Here is a 16,926-nt window from a genome sequence, read left to right on the forward strand (position 1 = left end):
TCGATCTAATCGGTCGGCCGCCGCGTACCCATGGAAATTCGTCAACTGGAAGCGTTCGCCGCTGTCATGTCCGCCGGAAGCGTCACCGCCGCCGGGCGTTTGCTCGGGCGCTCGCAACCCGCGGTATCGCGCTTGATCCAGGAACTCGAAGCCGAGATAGGCTATCCGCTGTTCCAGCGTTTCGGGCCGCGCGTCGCGCCCACACGCGAGGCATCCGAGCTTTACCAGGACGTCGAACGCTCACTGACAAGCCTGCGGCAGGTGAAAGCGCGCGCCGAGCAGATCGCGCGGCAAGCGCCGCCTCCGCTCACCATTGCTGCAACCTCGGCGCTTGCCGCCGGGCTCGTGCCCCGCGCGCTGGCTTTGCTTAACGAGGACCATCCGCTTGAGTCCGTGCATTTGCGCAGCGCCGCGCCCGAGCAGGTTGTCGACGCCGTGCTGAACGGCATCGTCGATATGGGCGTCTCAAGCCTGCCGCTCGAACATCGCGGCGTGCTCGTGCACTGGATTGGCGAGGCTGCGTGTGTTGCCGCCGTGCACGCCGACGATCCGCTCGCGCGAGCACCGCGCATCGCATTGAGCGACTTCGCGAACCGTCGTCTCGTCACGATGCAGAACCCCTACCGCCTGCGGCCACGGCTCGATTCTGCATTCGTGCAAGCGGGCGTACGCACGGCCGGGGTGATCGAAACCAACTCGTCATTGAACGCCCTCGGCGCGGTGCGCGCGGGACTCGGGCTCGCCGTGCTGGAACCGGTGACCGCGCTCGGATTGCCCGTCGATGGCGTGGTGATCCGTCCATTGGATATCCGCATCGCGTTCCTGTTTGGCGTCATCACCCCCGAATTTCGTCCGCCCAGCGCTGCGACCCAGGCCGCGGCAAAAGCACTGGCGCAAGCCGCCGCCGAGATCCTGCCCGACTTCGTCCTCCACGACGCAAGCCAGCACAGCGCGATTCTTCAAGCGCTCTACGGCGAGCCCGACGACATCCTCAATCCGACCGAAGAGCCCGCCACGTGAGCCTCGACACAACAGTTCCATCGATACCCCCTACCGGCCTCGCGGCGCTCGAAGCGCGCCTCGCGGAAGACCTGTCCCTGCTCGAATTGCCCGCGCGCGAATGGGTGCCCGGCAAGACCCACAATGGCAGCGAAGTGCTGGACGTGGCTGTGATTGGCGGTGGCATGGCGGGGCTGGCAGCGTCCGCCGCGCTCAAGTTGCTGGGTGTGCGGGCAACAATCTTTGACCGCTCGCCGCAGGGACTGGAAGGCCCCTGGGCCACGACGGCCCGGATGGAAACGCTACGCTCACCGAAGCAACTGACGGGCCCTGCTTTAGGGTTGCCCGCGCTGACGTTTCGCGCGTGGTTCGAGGCTCAGTTCGGCACCGAAGCGTGGCAAGCGCTCGACAAGATCGACCGCCTTCAATGGATGCAATATCTGATCTGGTATCGCCGCGTGCTCGCGCTCGATGTCCGCAACGGCCACACCATTGAAGCCGTGACGCCCCGCGCGGATGGTCTCGTCGTATTAAGCATTCGCACGTCTGATCGTCGCTTTGAAGTTTATGCGCGACGCGTCGTGCTCGCTACCGGGCGCGACGGATTGGGTGGCCCCGCATTGCCGGGGTTTGTTGAAGGATTGCCGCGGAATCGCTGGGCGCATTCATCGGATACGACTGATTACACTCAGCTGGCCGGCAAGCGTGTGGCCGTGGTCGGCGGTGGTTCGTCTGCCATGGATAGCGCGGCCACGGCGCTCGAAGCAGGTGCGACCAGCGTCGATCTGTTGATCAGGCGAGCCGCTCTTCCGCGCGTCAACAAGGGCAAGGGAGCCGGCAATCCAGGGCTGACGCACGGCCACCAGACATTGCCTGATGAATGGAAATGGAAGATCCGCCACTACATCAATACCGTCCAGGTGCCTCCGCCGCGTGGCAGTACGCTGCGTGTATCGCGTCATGCGAACGCACGTTTTAACCTTGGGTGCCCCGTGTTATCGGTTGAAAACACGGCGAACGGTCTCTCGATCCAAACCCCCAAAGGCACCTTCGCGGCCGACTTCCTTGTGGTCTCCACGGGCTTCAAGGTCGACTGGTCGGTGCGCCCGGAATTCGCCGCATTTGCGCCGTACATCCGCACTTGGGCTGACCGTTACACGCCGCCAACCGGCGATGAAGATGCCGAACTCTCCGACTCGCCCGATGTCGGACCCGCGTTTGAATTCCTCGAAAAATCCCCCGGCGATTGCCCCGGCCTGTCGCGCATCCATTGCTTCTGCTACCCCGCGTCGCTCTCGCAAGGCGCCGTCTCCGGCGACATTCCCGCGATCAGCACAGGCGCGAAACGGCTCGCCCAAGGCTTGGCGAGCCTGCTGTACAGCGAGGACGTCGAGCAGCATTACGCAGCGCTGCAAGCGTACGCCGAACCCGAACTCTACGGCGACGAATGGCAACCGGCCGAAGCGCCGCCCCAGTACGCGGAGGACCAATGAGCGGCTGGCTCATTCGCCGAATCGCGCAAGCGGCGTTCGTCGTGCTGCTGATGACGCTGATCGTGTTCATCGGCCTGCATGCGATCGGCAACCCGATCGATATTCTCATCGGGCAGGATGTCGATCAGGTCGACCGGGCGCGCATCATCGCTCAACTCGGCCTCGACCAGCCGCTTTGGAAACAGTACCTCGCGTTCCTCGCGGGCGCCATGCACGGCGACCTCGGCAACAGTTTCGTTTATAACGAACCCGCGATCCGCCTGATCCTCCAACGCCTCCCCGCAACCCTCGAGCTCGCCGTTTCGGCGCTGCTGCTGGCGCTGGTGATTGGTATTCCGCTTGGGCTTTTCGCCGGGCTGCATCCGCGCAATCCGCTCTCGAAGATGCTGATGACAGGCAGTATTGTCGGCTTCTCGCTGCCGACATTCTGGGTCGGCCTGATGCTCATCATGTTGTTCAGCGTGAAGCTCGGCTGGCTGCCCGCCAGCGGCCGCGGCGCGACTGCGAGCCTGTTCGGTGTCCAGTGGTCGTGGCTCACGCTCGACGGCCTGCGTCACCTTATCCTGCCCGCGCTGAACCTGTCGCTCTTCAAGGTGTCGCTGGTCTTGCGCCTGGCGAGTGCCGGCGTGCGTGAAGTGATGCCGATGGAACACGTACGGTTTGCTCGCGCCAAAGGTCTTTCGCCCACGCGCGTCGTGCTCGTCCATATCCTGCGCAATACGCTGATTCCGCTTGTTACGGTCATTGGCCTGGAGTTCGGTTCGACCATCGCATTCGCTGTCGTGACCGAGACCGTATTCTCGTGGCCGGGCGCCGGCAAGCTGATACTCGACAGCATCAACGCGCTCGATCGTCCGGTGATCCTGTCGTACCTGATCGTGGTCGTCTGCATGTTCGTCTCGCTGAACCTGTTCGTCGATATCCTCTACAAGTTCCTTGATCCGCGAGTGCGGCTGGAGGGTGCACGATGAGCACGACTCCGCTGATCCCCGAAACAGGAAAGCCCGTGCGGACTGCGCTCAAACGCCGTCAGTCGCCGTGGCGTCAGCTCGTCGCTGACTTTGGCCGCTCGCCCGCGGCGATGGCTGCGTTGATCGTCGCAATCTTGCTTGTGCTGGCGGCCATCTTTGCGCCGCTGATCACGCCGCAAAATCCCTATGACCTGTTGCAACTCGATGTCCTCGATGCCCGCCTCCCCCCAGGCTCGATGAACGGCGCGGGCACGCATGCGTACTGGCTCGGCACCGACGGCCAGGGCCGCGACCTTTACTCCGCGATGCTCTACGGCCTGCGCTTAAGCCTCTCCGTAGGTCTCGGCTCGGCGGTGATCGCGGGTGTAGTAGGCACTGTGTTCGGCCTGGTCGCGGCCTATGCCGGCGGCAAGGTCGACAGCCTCATCATGCGGCTCGTGGACTTGCTGCTCGCGTTCCCGTCCATCCTCGTCGCGATGATGCTGCTCGCGTTCCTGGGCAAGAGCGTGACGAACGTCGTGCTCACGCTCGTGTTGATCGAGTGGGCGTATTACGCACGCACCGCGCGAGCGCAAGCGCTGGTCGAAGCGCGGCGCGAATATGTTGAAGCCGCGCGCAGTCTTGCGATTCCCAACTGGCGCATCGTGCTCGTTCACATCCTGCCGAACTGCCTGCCGCCGCTGATCGTGGTCGGCACGCTGCAGGTCGCGCGCGCGATCACGCTGGAAGCAACGTTGTCGTTCCTGGGGCTCGGCGTGCCGATCACAGAACCATCCCTCGGCCTGCTGATTGCCAACGGTTACCAGACCATGCTCTCGGGGGAATACTGGACCAGTGTGTATCCAGGTCTTGCGCTGCTGGCCATACTGGTATCGATCAACATGGTCGGTGACCGTCTGCGCGAATTGCTCAATCCGAGGTTCGTGAAATGAGCGACGCCGCTTTGCATGATTTCCACACCGCGGACAACACGCTTGAAGTCCGCCATTTGCGCACGCGCTTCTTCACGCGTGAAGGCGAATTGCCCGCTGTGGAAGACGTCTCGCTTACGCTCGCGCGTGGTCGCGTGCTGGGTCTGGTCGGCGAGTCGGGATCGGGGAAGTCCGTGACCGGCTTCTCTATCATGGGACTCATCGATGCCCCCGGCCGCGTAGTCGGCGGCGAGATATTGTTCAAGGGCAAAAACCTTGTCGGCTTGCCCGAAGCGCAGATGCGGCGCCTGCGCGGCAGCCGTATCGCGATGGTGTTCCAGGACCCGATGTCCACGCTCAATCCGGTGCAACGCGTGGACGCGCAGATGATCGAAGCCGTGCGCGCGCATCGCGACGTCAGCCGGAGCGCCGCGCGCGAACAGGCGAGCGAAGCGCTGGCGGCCATGGGTATTGCAAGTCCAAACGAACGGCTGCGCGCGTATCCGCACCAGTTATCGGGCGGCATGCGCCAGCGTGTGGCAATTGCGATTGCGATGCTGCACAAGCCGGACCTGATCATCGCCGATGAGCCCACTACCGCGCTCGATGTCACCATTCAGGCGCAGATCCTGTCCGAAGTGCAAACGCTCGTGCGCACGCAAGGCACGTCGCTGATCTGGATCACGCACGACTTGTCCGTAGTAGCAGGTCTCGCCGATGACATCGCCGTGATGTATGCGGGCAGGATCGTTGAACAGGGCACCGTGGATGCGGTGCTCGACCGTCCGCAGCATCCGTACACGGCGGGTCTGATCGACAGCTTGCCGAGCCTCAACACGCGCGGCAAACGACTCACGCAGATTGCAGGCATCACGCCCGATCTGCGCTCGTTGCCGCCGGGCTGTGCGTTCGCTGCGCGTTGCACACGGGCCACGGCGGTCTGCTCGACGCCTCCGGCGCTTGGGCCCTCACCGGCCGCGCAAGCGTCCGAGCATGGCACGCATCTGGTGCGTTGTTTTCATCCTGGCAGGCAAACCGATGTCCGCACGGAGACGACCGCATGAGCGAGATCAAAGCAGGCGCGCTCATTGAATTGCGCGGGGTCAGCCAGCGCTTCGGCGAACGCGACGAGAACGCCGCGACACGCTGGCTGCGTGAGCGAAACGTGCTCGCGGCGCAAGCGGTCACGCGAGCAGTCGAGCATGTCGACTTGGCGATCACACCGGGCGAAGTGGTCGGGCTGGTCGGTGAATCCGGCTGCGGAAAGTCGACGCTCGGACGCATTGTTTCGGGTCTCATCACGCCGACTGAAGGCAACGTGCTGGTGGATGGGCAGGACCGCGCGGCCATGTCGCCGGCGGCGCTGCGCGACGCACGGCTGGCAATCCAGATGATTTTCCAGGACCCGTATTCGAGCCTGAACCCCAGACGGCGTATTCGCGATATCGTCGGCGAAGCACCGCTTATTCATGGCATGGTCGAGCGCAGCGATCTCGACAACTACGTGGCGGCGCAGTTAAAACGCGCCGGCCTCGATCCGTCCCTCGCCGATCGCTATCCGCATGAGTTCAGCGGCGGCCAGCGGCAGCGCATCGGCATTGCGCGAGCGCTCGCGGTCAACCCGTCCATGCTCGTCTGCGATGAAGCGGTCGCCGCCCTTGATGTATCGATCCAGGCGCAGATCCTGAATCTCTTCATGGACTTGCGCGAGCAGCTCAATCTCACGTACCTGTTCATCAGCCACGACCTCGGCGTGGTCGAACAGTTGTCGGATCGCGTGGTGATCATGTATCTCGGGCGAGTGGTGGAGAGCGCGCCCGTCGAAGAAATATTCCGGCATCCGAACCATCCTTACACGCAGACCTTGCTGGCGGAAATTCCCCGTATAGATGCACGCAAGAAACACTTCACCGCCATTCGCGGTGAGATGCCGAGCCCGCTTGCGCCGCCTTCGGGTTGTCACTTTCATCCGCGCTGTCCGCACGCCATGCCGCGTTGCAAGACCGAAGTGCCGCGCTTGCGCGGCATTGCCATCGAGCATGCCAGCGCGTGTCACCTGAACGACGCTCACTAAATTTCAATCCAGAACACACACATAAAAAGGAATTGCATCGTGAAACGCCTGGTCCTTTCCACGCTGACCGCCGCGCTTGCCAGCGCAGCGTTTTTCAGTTCCGGCGCGTCGGCGCAGACGCTCAACATTGCGTTCGCCGATCCGCTCTCGTCGCTCGATCCGCAACTGAACAACTACGCGGGTGACCGCTCCGTCGACCTGCACTTCTGGGATCTCCTGGTCGAGAATCACAACAATGTCCTTGCGCCCGGCCTTGCGACAAGCTGGAAATCGACCGGCAACGACACGTGGGAATTCAAGCTGCGCCATGACGTCAAGTGGCAGGACGGCACGCCGTTCACCGCGGACGATGTGATCTATTCGTATCAGCGCGCCCGTAACGTGCCGGGGACCATCGCCACTTTCGCGGGGTATCTGCGGACCATCGCGACCGTCACTGCGCCTGATCCGTACACACTGATCATCAAGACCAGTTCACCGACACCGGACCTGCCTCTGAACCTGACGTCCGTTCATATTGTCAGCAAGCATGTGGGCGAGAAGTCGACGACGGAGGATTACAACTCCGGACGTGCGATGGTGGGCTCCGGGCCGTACAAGTTCGTTTCGTACACGCCGGGCGACCGCGTGGTGATGACGCGTAACGACGCTTACTGGGGCGCCAAGCCGATCTGGGACAAGGTGAACTATCGCTACGTGAGCAACGCGGCGGCACGCACGGCGGCGCTGTTGTCGGGCGACGTGGACATGATCGACAAGGTCTCCGTCTCCGACCTGCCGCGTCTCAAGCAGTCGCCCAAGGTATCCGTGTTCGCGTACCCGGGCCTGCGTGTGCTGATACTTCAGCCGAGTTTCCGCGAAGGGCCGAGCCCCGACATTACCGATAACGCCGGCAAGCCGTTGGCGAAGAACCCGCTGCTCGATGTGCGCGTGCGCCGCGCATTGTCGCTCGCGATCAATCGTCCCGCCATCACCGACCGCATCCTGCAAGGCGCGGCCACGGTCGCCAACCAGTGGATGCCGGCCAAGACCTTCGGTTATAACCCGGACGTGAAGGACATTCCCAACGACCCCGCGCAGGCGAAGAAACTGCTGGCTGAAGCGGGTTTCCCCGACGGCTTCCAGTTGACGCTGAGCGTGCCTAACGATCGCTATCCGCAGGCACCAGAAACGGCGCAGGCCGTGGCGCAATTCTGGACGCGCATTGGCGTGAAGACGAAGGTCGAGGTCATGCCGTGGGCCGTGTACGCCAGCCGCGCGAACAAGAACGAGTTTGCGGTGAGCATGATTGCGTGGGGTAACGGCACGGGAGAAGCAAGCTATGCTCTCGTCAACATCCTCGGCACCGTTGATCCGAAGACGGGTATTGGCGCATCGAACTGGGGCCGTTATAGCAGCCCGGCTGTCGACCATGCACTCGAGGCCGCCACAGCCGAGTTCGATACCGCAAAGCGCGAAGCCATCCTGCGGCAATCGGTGAAGGTGGTAAGCGACGACGTGGGGATCATTCCGCTCTTTCACTACGAGAACATCTGGGCCGCGAAGAAAGGCTTGAAAGTGAGCCCGGCGGTGAGCGACCGGACGACCGCGATGATGGTCACGCGCAGCGGCAATTGAGGTCATCATGATCGACATCACGGCTACACCTGGCGATGATCTGATCGACGTCGCGCGGCGCATCGCGGTGACCGGTGCGCGCGCGGGCGCATTGTTGACCCTTCGCACACAGACGGTTCGTGGCGGCGGCACGGTCTGGACAAGTCGCGCAGTTTTTCGCGCCGATGACCACGGCATCATCGACCTTTCGCGCGATGCGCCTGTCGAAGGCGACTATAGCGGTGTATCCGCGATGGGACTCATCTGGTCGCAGGTTCCGGTCGAAGCGGGCAAACGCGAGGTGTTTCCCGCTGATGTTTCCGACGCGTTATCGACCTGCATCGAGGTGATCGATGAACGCGGACAGGTGCTGAGCGCTACCCTGCTGATCCAGCGGCTGATGGCGCCCGGCGTACAGCGCAAGGACATGCGCGTCGACGGCTGCGTGGGCACGTTGTTCCTGCCCGCGTCACCCGGACCGCATCCCGTCGTGCTCGTGCTCAACGGATCGGGCGGCGGCATCAACGAACCGCGCGGCGCGCTTTACGCATCGCGTGGCTATGCCGCGCTCGCGCTCGGTTACTTCAAGACGCCGGGGCTGTCCGACTACATCTCCAATACGCCGCTCGAATACTTTCGCCGCGCGCTCGACTGGATCGCACGCGAGTTGCAACCGGCGTTCGGCTTCATTGCCGTAAGCGGACAATCGCGCGGCGGCGAACTCGCGTTGCTGCTCGGCGCAACGTATCCGGACCGCATCAAGGCGGTGATCGGTTATGTACCGGGCGCGGTCGTTCACAGTGCGCAGAATGCCGCCGACCCGGCGACCGGCCGCGAAGGTCCGACCTGGCTGCTCGACGGCAAGCCGCTCCCGCACCTGTGGGAAAACAACCGCACGGCCAGCTGGAAACCCTTCGACGATGGCCCGCCGCCGCATCGTCACGAACGCGCGATCCGAACCGCGTTACTCGATAAGGACTCGGTAGAGCGAGCACGGATTCACGTCGAGAATACCGATGGGCCGGTGCTGCTGCTCTCCGCTACCGACGACGGTTCGTGGCCTTCCTCCGACTACTCGCGCATGGTCGTGGAGCGGCTTGAACGCGAGAAGCATGCGTATCCGGTGCGCCATCTCGACTTCGATAACGCCGGCCACGCGATCGTTTTTCCGTACGTGCCGACGACGCAACTCGTGTATGCGCATCCCGTTTCCGGACGTATCAGCACGGGCGGCGGCGAACCCGCTGCGAACGCTCGCGCGGATGAATCTTCGTGGCGCGAAGTGCTGGCTTTTCTCGACGCGGCCGTGGATTCCCGTGCATCAAAAACCGCTGGCAACACTTTCAGGCAGGAGCATTCATGACAGACACCTACGATCTCAGCACCGATATTGTCGACCGGATTGCCGGCCTCACGCCCTGTTCGCCGGCCTATGTGACGCGACATAAACGCGATAAGGTCGCCGCCGCAACGCAGCGCAGCTACGAAGCGTTGTTCGATCCGGCACTGCCCGATTTGTCGCTGAGCGACCGCTTGCTTGTGGCGTTATATGCCTGCACGTTGTCGAATGCCCCTGCGTTAGCGACTCATTATGCGGAGCGGCTTGCTTCGATCGATGCGGACCGTGCTGCGATCGACCAGATCGCGCAGGGGTCGATCGACGCTCAGGAGCCCCGCTTGCGTGCAATGCTTGCGTTCACGCGCACGCTGATCGAAGCCCCCATAGAGGGCGACAAGGCCGCGCTCGAACGCCTGCCCGCTGCCGGCATTCCGACGCCCGCCGTGGTCGCGCTTGCGCAGTTGATCGCTTTTCTTTCTTATCAGATTCGCCTGACGGCCGGTTTGCGCGCGCTGCAGGTCTTGAATGCAACGGAGGCAGCATGAGCCGGGTAATCGAAGCGCATGGCTTCACGAATCGCGTGCTGGGATGGGACGCGTGGCTGGATGTGGTGGAACTCGCCGATGCCTCGCCCGAGCAGGTCACCGTGCTGGAAGAGAGCCATCCTAAAGCGAAGGAATCCGACTATTACCTGTTCCTTGTGCATCAGCCGGAGATCCTGCGGCAGCGCTCGGCGGCTTTCAACGCGATCATGTATGCACCGGGCGGCTTGCCGCGTGCGGAGCGGGAACTGGCGTCGACGGTCGTTTCGCGGATCAATGGCTGCGTGTATTGCGCGTCCGTGCATGCGCAGCGTTTCGAGCAACTAGCCAAACGCGACGATGTGATCGAGCAGGTTTTCAACGATCCGGCTACCGCCGGAACGTCGCCGCGCGAGAGAGCGATCGTGCTTGCGTCGATCGACCTGACGCTCACGCCGGGCCAGGTCGAGCCGGCCCAGTTACGGGCGCTGCGCGATGTGGGATTGAGCGACGATGAGATCCTCGACCTGATTCATTCCATTGCCATCTTCGCGTGGGCCAATCGTCTGATGCTCAATCTGGGCGAACCGGTTGGATGAACCGGCAGGCGTCGGCCGGGGTCGCGCTCATTCGTTTGAACAGCCGCCGCCTGAGCGCGCCAGGCGTTTCTTCCTCGCCTACAACTTCCCCTATAAACTCTCCACTAAGTCAGGTTTGCCCGGGCGTGGGACTCCTGGGTCTCCTTTAAGGCGCGGTCGTTGCTCCGTTCGAGCGCATCCTGACCAAGGCTTGATGTCATTCCTAAAAGTGTGAGGCTTTTCCCCTTGGGGTCTCATGAAACTACATCGCCCGCAGCTCCCGCGTTCCCTGCACGGCCACTCGCATGTAGCCTGGCGCGATCTTTCGTTGACGTCGGCACCCTTCGCGCTGTTTTTCATCGTGATGATCGGCTTGATCGTCTGGCTGGCGGACCCGGCTCCCCCGAGAACCATCACGATCAGCGCGGGTCCGAAGGACAGCGCACTGGTCAATACCGCCGAACAATACAAAAAAATCCTGGCGCGCAATGGCGTCACCCTCAAGGTGCTCGAATCCGATGGTTCGGTGCAGAACCTGCAACGACTCATGGACCCCAAAAGCCATGTCGATCTTGCGCTGGTCCAGGGGGGGGTGTCGGATGCCGCAGCCAGGTCGTCGCTCATGTCGCTTGGGAGCGTCTTCTACGTTCCTCTCGTGGTGTTTTATCGCGGCAAGGGACTCACGCAGTTGTCGGACCTGGAAGGCAAGCGGATTGCGATAGGCCGCGAGGGCAGCGGCACCCGCCGGCTGTCGCTCAGCCTGCTCGAGGCCAATGGCATAGCCCCGGGCGGCAGCACGCAACTCGTGCCGCTCGACGGCATGGAGGCGGCGAAGCAACTGGTGGCAGGCGACGTCGATGCGGCCATGCTCAACGGCGACTCGACCACGCGCGGGCTCATGCTCAGGCTGCTTGGCATACCGGGCGTTTCCTTCATGGATTTCGCGGAGGCAAGCGCCTATACGCGGCTCTTTCCGTATCTGGATGAAATCGACTTACCCCCGGGCGTGCTCGATCTCCGGCGAAAAATACCGCCGCAGACCTTGCATCTGATCGGCCCGACCGTCGAGATCCTCGCGCGGCAGACCTTGCACCCGGCCATATCGGATCTGGTCATTGAAGCGGCCCAGGAAGTCCACGGAATGCCGGGGCTGCTGCAAAACGCCGGGCAATTCCCCAGTCCAATCGCCCGCGAATACCCCATCAGCGAAGAAGCCACGCGCTACTACAAGTCAGGGAAAAGTTTCCTCTATCGCGTGCTGCCTTTCTGGCTCGCGAGCGTCGCAGACCGGATACTGGTACTGCTCCTGCCTGTCGCCGTGCTGCTGATCCCGGCCGTGCGGTTGATTCCTGCGTTGTATGCGTGGCGCGTGAGATCGCGGATCTATCGGTATTACGGCGCGCTGATCGCAATAGAGCGCAGCGTGCTGAACAGCTCGACGGATGAGGAGCGTCAGGCGCTCATCACGGAACTCGATCAGATCGAGGAATCACTGAACACCCTGCGGATGCCGCTCGCGCACGCTGATGCTTTTTATGTACTTCGCGAACACGTTGGATTCGTGCGTGCGCACCTGAGCGAAGCGTCGCGGCAGAAGGTGTACGGGTAGGGTTCCGGTTCGCGCCCGGAGGGGCCGGAGAACGGTCGGAGAACCGTCGGACAACGAAACGCCGCACGCTCGCCGCGCCCTAATACACAATTTCGGATTTAGAAATAGCGAATCGGTATTGGCGCGAGTCGCCCACGCCTGCCAATAATCCGATCGTGGAATTCCCTGCATTGCGGTGCTCTCGGCGAATCGGAGCCGCCACCGCAGAGCCCGATACCGGCGAACCTCCACGGACCACGCAAACACCTTCAGTCTCCATGCCGGTGGACGTAGCGAGTACCGTCCGTGCTCGCACGCACCTGCTTTATAACAATTTCGGGGCGACGATGAGCGATACACCCACCACTCCAGCATACGAAGCGCAACAGCGGCCCGACCGGTCCAGCAGCGGTCCCTTTAAAACGGAAGATTGGTGGGCCGTCTGGATCGGCCTGGCAATCATCGTGATCGCATACCTGCTATTCGCGTCGGGCACGAGCATCAAGTGGCTGGCCGTCGCGCCCGCCAAGTGGTCGAGCGGCGCCCAGGCAGCGGCCGACCTGGGACATCACCTGCCGAACTACATCGCACTCTTTATCGTTTTCGCCATTCTGTTCGGCGTCGCGGTGGCGGCGCTCGGACAGCGGATCGTCCAGTTCGTGCCGGGCTTTCTCGTTGTGTTCGTGATCTCGACGCTGATTTTCTTCGCCGGCGCGTGGACGAAATCATCGACGTACAACCTTGAACCGCCGTTGATCGCACTCGCGCTCGGCCTGATTGTCTCGAACCTGACGCGGCTTCCGGCATGGCTCACGCCGGCGTTGCGCGTCGAGTTCTATATCAAGGTCGGAATCGTGCTTCTCGGCGCTACGCTGCCCTTCACGCTGCTCGTGTGGGCCGGTCCCGTTGCAGTCGGCCAGGCGACCGTCGTTTCGCTGGTCACGTTCTTCGTCATCTTTCTGGTCGGCCGCGCGCTCGGACTCGACAAGCGTTTTGCAGCCGTGCTCGGCGTCGGCGGCGCGGTGTGCGGCGTATCGGCGGCCATCGCAATCGCGGGCGCGGTGCGGGCCAAGCGCGAACAAGCGTCGGTGGCTATTACGCTCGTGGTGGTCTGGGCAATCGTGATGGTGTTCGCACTGCCGTTCGTATCGCGTGCGCTCGGCTTGCCGACCGGCGTGGCCGGTGCGTGGATCGGGACATCGGAATTCGCGGATGCCGCCGGCATTGCCGCCGCGCAGGCATACGGCGATCTGGCGAAGCATGCCGGCAGCGCGATTGCCGGTGCGCCGGAAGCGTCGCTGCAAGCTTTCACGCTGATGAAGGTCGTCGGGCGCGACATCTGGATCGGCATCTGGGCATTCGTGCTTGCGATTGTCGCCACCACACGCTGGGATCGCGACGAACCCGGGGCCGTGAAAACGCAGACGACCGCGCGCGAAATCTGGACGCGCTTTCCCAAGTTCGTGATCGGCTTCCTGATTGCTTCGGCGCTGGTTACGTGGATCGGCAGCCATTACACGCTGGCTGAATACCGGAGCGTCGTGACGCCCGCCTTCGTCGCGCCAATCACCGCACTGCGCACCTGGGCGTTCACCTTCTGTTTTCTGAGCATCGGCTTGACGACGCGGCTCGGCAGCCTGTCCGCGACGGGTGCGAAACCTTTCATCGCTTTCACGGCGGGCGTGGCCGTGAACGTGGTGATTGGCTATCTGCTCTCGGTGCATGTGTTCGGGGCTTATTGGGCCTCTCTCGGACAATGAAGATGAACAATGCCGACAAGCTTGATCACGCTAGTGCTTTCCGCACCGTTTGCGCGGCTTGCCGGCATTGCGAACACGACCGTCACGTACTCGAAGCGATGATTCCCGGGCTGACTTCGTTCAGTTCGGGATTCGGAGCGAGTGTGGGAGAGACACGTCTTTGCCGACGGCATGATCAATTGATATCGCCGGGTGACTCGTGCATTGAATTCGAGGCCGGGCCCAAGAGTCGTGAGGCCGTCACGACTCGTTGAAACCCGTCCTTGTGTCAGGACAGGGTGAAGCGTGAAGCCGCTAGCCACACCATCGAAACGCGGCTTCGGCATGCGGACAGGTAGTTAAGGAGCGTTGACTATGCTGTGGCGAAAACAATATCCGATGGACTTCCAACCGCCACATAGGTGCCCGTAAATCGAAGCTTGCCGCTGGGTGCATCGACGGCAAAGATCGCGATTTGATCGCTGCGTTGATTTAGTGAATACAGGAACCGCCCCGATGGATCAAACTTGATCACTCGCGGATAGTCGCCGCCGGTCGGCGTTTCGCCCACACGCGTCAGGCGGCCGTCCGTGCCCACGCGAAACTGCACGATGGTGTCATGAAGACGGTTCGCCACGTAGATAAAGCGGCCATCACGTGAAAGCAGAAGCTCCGATGCGAAGCTCGTGCCCTGGTAGGCGGCTGGCAGCGTCGAGACGGATTGCAATTGCGTCAGCACGCCGCGCGCGCTGTCGTATGCGTAGCAGACCAGGGTCGACGCTTCCTCGGTGACTTCGTACAGATACCGGCCGCTCGGATGAAAGACCACATGTCGAGGTCCTGCGCCTGCAGAAGCGGCGACAAACGGTGGGTCGTTCGGCGACAACGCGCCAGTGGCCTCATCGAACTTCCAGATATAGGTGCGATCGACGCCGAGGTCGGTCGAAATCACAAATCGCCCGTCCGGCGAAGACACAATATTGTGCGCATGCGAACCGTCGTGGTCGCTGACCGCGAAGCTGCCGGGAACACCTTCTGCCGCATGTTGCGCGCCCGCCGGAGCCTGTGGCTGTTGCACGGAACAGGCGTCGCCCAGCACGCCGTCGCTTGCCACCGGAAAAACCGCGATGCTTCCGCTGTTGTAGTTCGCGACCAGCAGGAAGCGTCCGAACGGATGCAGGCTGAGATAGACCGGTCCGGCCCCTTGAGAATTGACTGTGTTGATCAGATGCAATGAACCGGTGCCGTGTTCGATTGCATAGGCGCTGACCGAACCGTTCGTGGTGCCGCTGTAGTTCTTCACCTCGCTTACGGCAAACAGGAAACGCTGTTGCGGGTCGACGACGAGGCAACTCGGATTCTCGATGCCGCGGAGCGGCTCGAGCGGATCAAGCTTGCCGGTGTTGGGGTCGACCTGGAAGCGATGAATCCCAAGGCCGTTCGGCGTGTAGGTGCCCACATAGGCGAATAGCGGCTCGCCCGTCCGCGCTTTGATCGCCGCTTGCGCGGGACGAGCCGCTGAGAGTGAACCGATGGCCGACATGGCTGCCAGCGCGCCCACGCTTTTGAGCCAGACACGTCGCGACTGCGATGCATGGACTTCGAGGTTTCGAACTTTGCTCATTGCTTGCCTCCTGGATGATGACGGACAGCACTCAGGTGAATATGAGCGCCGTGACAGAGATGACTTCCTCGCATACGGTTCAAGTCTTGAAAGTTTGATCCACCGATTCAGCACTTCACGTGAGAGCATCAGATATCGCCGCTTGATCGCGCTGTTACCACTATTCGAGTCGGCCATCGCACCGGCAATGCCTCGCTTGATGACCTTCATGCCGCGGCGAATGTCGCCATTCCGGATGTACGCTACTCCGTGTTTTCACACCGCACGATGCCCGCGGTCAGTCCGACAAGAAATTGCTACGTGTCTCCTTTGTTTTATTCCCTAATTGTGGAATATATGTTTTAATTGAAGATTATTCTAGCATGCAATGTCCGCGCGTCAACTGGACAAAAACTCTCTTTGTCAGAGGAGCAGTGCGAGTGGTTTTCTGTAACTCAATTAGCATTCCGATGTACTTATATCGTCCACTGTTTGCGCTGTTTTCCGGCATCGCGAACACGATCGTCATGCATTAGAAGCGACAAATCCCGGGCTAACTTCGTTCAGCCGGGGATTCGGTGCGAGTGTGGGAAAGACACGCTTTTGCTAACTGCGTGATCGATTGATCCCGCCGGGCGATACGTACGGCGAGTTCGAGACCGCGTGTGTGAAGGTCGTGACGGCATCACGACCCGCTGAACTACATGCTTGCCGTCAAGCCAGTGCGAAGCGGGACGATCGACGTATTGCGCGTCCACCCGCTCCATTCGCCGCACCGAGATAAGCCTCCGTCAGCACATCGAGTTGTTCAAGTTCCGAAGGTGTCCCTTGCGCCACCACACGTCCGCCTTCGAGCACATAGCCGTAAGTTGCATATCGCAAAGCCGTGGCCGCATTCTGTTCCGCCAGCAGAAAGCTCACCCCGTCCTCACGATTAAGCGTGGCGACGGTCTCGAAGATCTCTTCAACAATCTGCGGCGCAAGTCCCATTGAAGGCTCATCCAGGAGGATCACCGATGGCCGCGCCATCAACGCGCGGCCGATTGCGACCATCTGCTGCTCGCCGCCCGACGTCAACCCGGCGAGCGACTTGCGGCGCTCCTTCAGGCGCGGAAAAATTCCATAGATCCGCTCAAGGCCGGCGTCGACTTCACGCACCGACGGACGAAGAACGTACGCACCAATCCGCAAGTTCTCTTCAACCGATAAATGCGCGAAACAACGCCGCCCTTCCAGCACCTGGACGAGACCGGCCTCCGCGAGCGTCCAGGGGTTCGCACGCGTCACGTCCTTGCCGCGATACGCAATTCGCCCGGCCGTCAGCTCGCCTCGCTCGGCGCCGAGCAGCGCTGAAATAGCCTTGAGCGTAGTGGTCTTGCCCGCGCCGTTGCCGCCGAGCAGCGCGACCACAGAACCCTGCGTCAGCTTCAGCGACACCCCGCGCAATGCCGGGATGAGCCCGCCATAAGTGACGGAAATGCCCTCTACATCGAGAACCGTGGCTTCAGCCATTG

Annotated in this window: 12 protein-coding genes and 1 pseudogene; 11 read left to right on the forward strand and 2 right to left on the reverse strand. The window is 62.1% G+C overall.

From position 1 onward, the window contains the following. Positions 1-30: 30 nt before the first annotated feature. The 11 genes and pseudogenes from ACSOSP_RS21645 (at position 31) to ACSOSP_RS21695 (ending at position 13,830) form a co-directional block, all read left to right on the forward strand. On the forward strand, positions 31-1,020 hold the full coding sequence (locus ACSOSP_RS21645) for a LysR family transcriptional regulator (RefSeq protein ID WP_455312972.1): 990 nt from the start codon (positions 31-33) through the stop codon (positions 1,018-1,020). Beyond that, positions 1,017-2,492, forward strand: coding sequence for an NAD(P)-binding domain-containing protein (locus ACSOSP_RS21650; RefSeq protein WP_455312973.1), 1,476 nt, complete (start codon positions 1,017-1,019; stop codon positions 2,490-2,492). The genes ACSOSP_RS21645 and ACSOSP_RS21650 overlap by 4 nt, the downstream gene beginning before the upstream one ends. Next, complete coding sequence (locus ACSOSP_RS21655) at positions 2,489-3,463, forward strand: ABC transporter permease (protein ID WP_455312974.1); 975 nt, start codon at positions 2,489-2,491, stop codon at positions 3,461-3,463. The genes ACSOSP_RS21650 and ACSOSP_RS21655 overlap by 4 nt, the downstream gene beginning before the upstream one ends. Next, positions 3,460-4,395, forward strand: coding sequence for an ABC transporter permease (locus ACSOSP_RS21660; RefSeq protein WP_455312975.1), 936 nt, complete (start codon positions 3,460-3,462; stop codon positions 4,393-4,395). Before ACSOSP_RS21655 ends, ACSOSP_RS21660 begins: the two co-directional genes overlap by 4 nt. Further along, entirely contained in the window at positions 4,392-5,438 is a 1,047-nt protein-coding gene (locus ACSOSP_RS21665; RefSeq protein ID WP_455312976.1) for an ABC transporter ATP-binding protein, read from the forward strand. The genes ACSOSP_RS21660 and ACSOSP_RS21665 overlap by 4 nt, the downstream gene beginning before the upstream one ends. Next, positions 5,435-6,448: an ABC transporter ATP-binding protein gene (locus ACSOSP_RS21670; RefSeq protein ID WP_455312977.1), complete on the forward strand. Its 1,014-nt coding sequence runs from the start codon at positions 5,435-5,437 to the stop codon at positions 6,446-6,448. Before ACSOSP_RS21665 ends, ACSOSP_RS21670 begins: the two co-directional genes overlap by 4 nt. Before the next feature lie 39 nt (positions 6,449-6,487). Then, on the forward strand, positions 6,488-8,065 hold the full coding sequence (locus tag ACSOSP_RS21675) for an ABC transporter substrate-binding protein (RefSeq protein WP_455312978.1): 1,578 nt from the start codon (positions 6,488-6,490) through the stop codon (positions 8,063-8,065). Positions 8,066-8,072: 7 nt separating this feature from the next. After that, a pseudogene (locus ACSOSP_RS21680) lies at positions 8,073-9,928 on the forward strand (acyl-CoA thioester hydrolase/BAAT C-terminal domain-containing protein). Continuing rightward, complete coding sequence (locus tag ACSOSP_RS21685; RefSeq protein WP_455312979.1) at positions 9,925-10,503, forward strand: peroxidase-related enzyme; 579 nt, start codon at positions 9,925-9,927, stop codon at positions 10,501-10,503. The pseudogene ACSOSP_RS21680 and the gene ACSOSP_RS21685 overlap by 4 nt, the downstream one beginning before the upstream one ends. 235 nt (positions 10,504-10,738) lie before the next feature. Further along, the gene (locus ACSOSP_RS21690) at positions 10,739-12,091 is read left to right on the forward strand and encodes a TAXI family TRAP transporter solute-binding subunit (protein WP_455312980.1); all 1,353 of its coding nucleotides are present in this window, start codon (positions 10,739-10,741) and stop codon (positions 12,089-12,091) included. 326 nt (positions 12,092-12,417) lie between these two features. After that, positions 12,418-13,830 (forward strand): YeiH family protein, encoded by a 1,413-nt coding sequence (locus ACSOSP_RS21695; RefSeq protein ID WP_455312981.1) that lies wholly within the window; start codon positions 12,418-12,420, stop codon positions 13,828-13,830. A gap of 352 nt (positions 13,831-14,182) precedes the next feature. Here the strand turns inward: ACSOSP_RS21695 and ACSOSP_RS21700 are convergent, their stop codons facing one another. Both ACSOSP_RS21700 and ACSOSP_RS21705 read right to left on the reverse strand, forming a co-directional pair. Then, a complete protein-coding gene (locus ACSOSP_RS21700) occupies positions 14,183-15,433 on the reverse strand; it encodes a lactonase family protein (protein WP_455312982.1) in 1,251 nt (416 codons plus the stop codon). A 693-nt stretch (positions 15,434-16,126) separates the two neighbouring features. Further along, on the reverse strand, positions 16,127-16,924 hold the full coding sequence (locus ACSOSP_RS21705; protein WP_455312983.1) for an ABC transporter ATP-binding protein: 798 nt from the start codon (positions 16,922-16,924) through the stop codon (positions 16,127-16,129). Between the last annotated feature and the right edge of the window lie 2 nt (positions 16,925-16,926).

Source organism: Caballeronia sp. KNU42 (assembly GCF_053760385.1).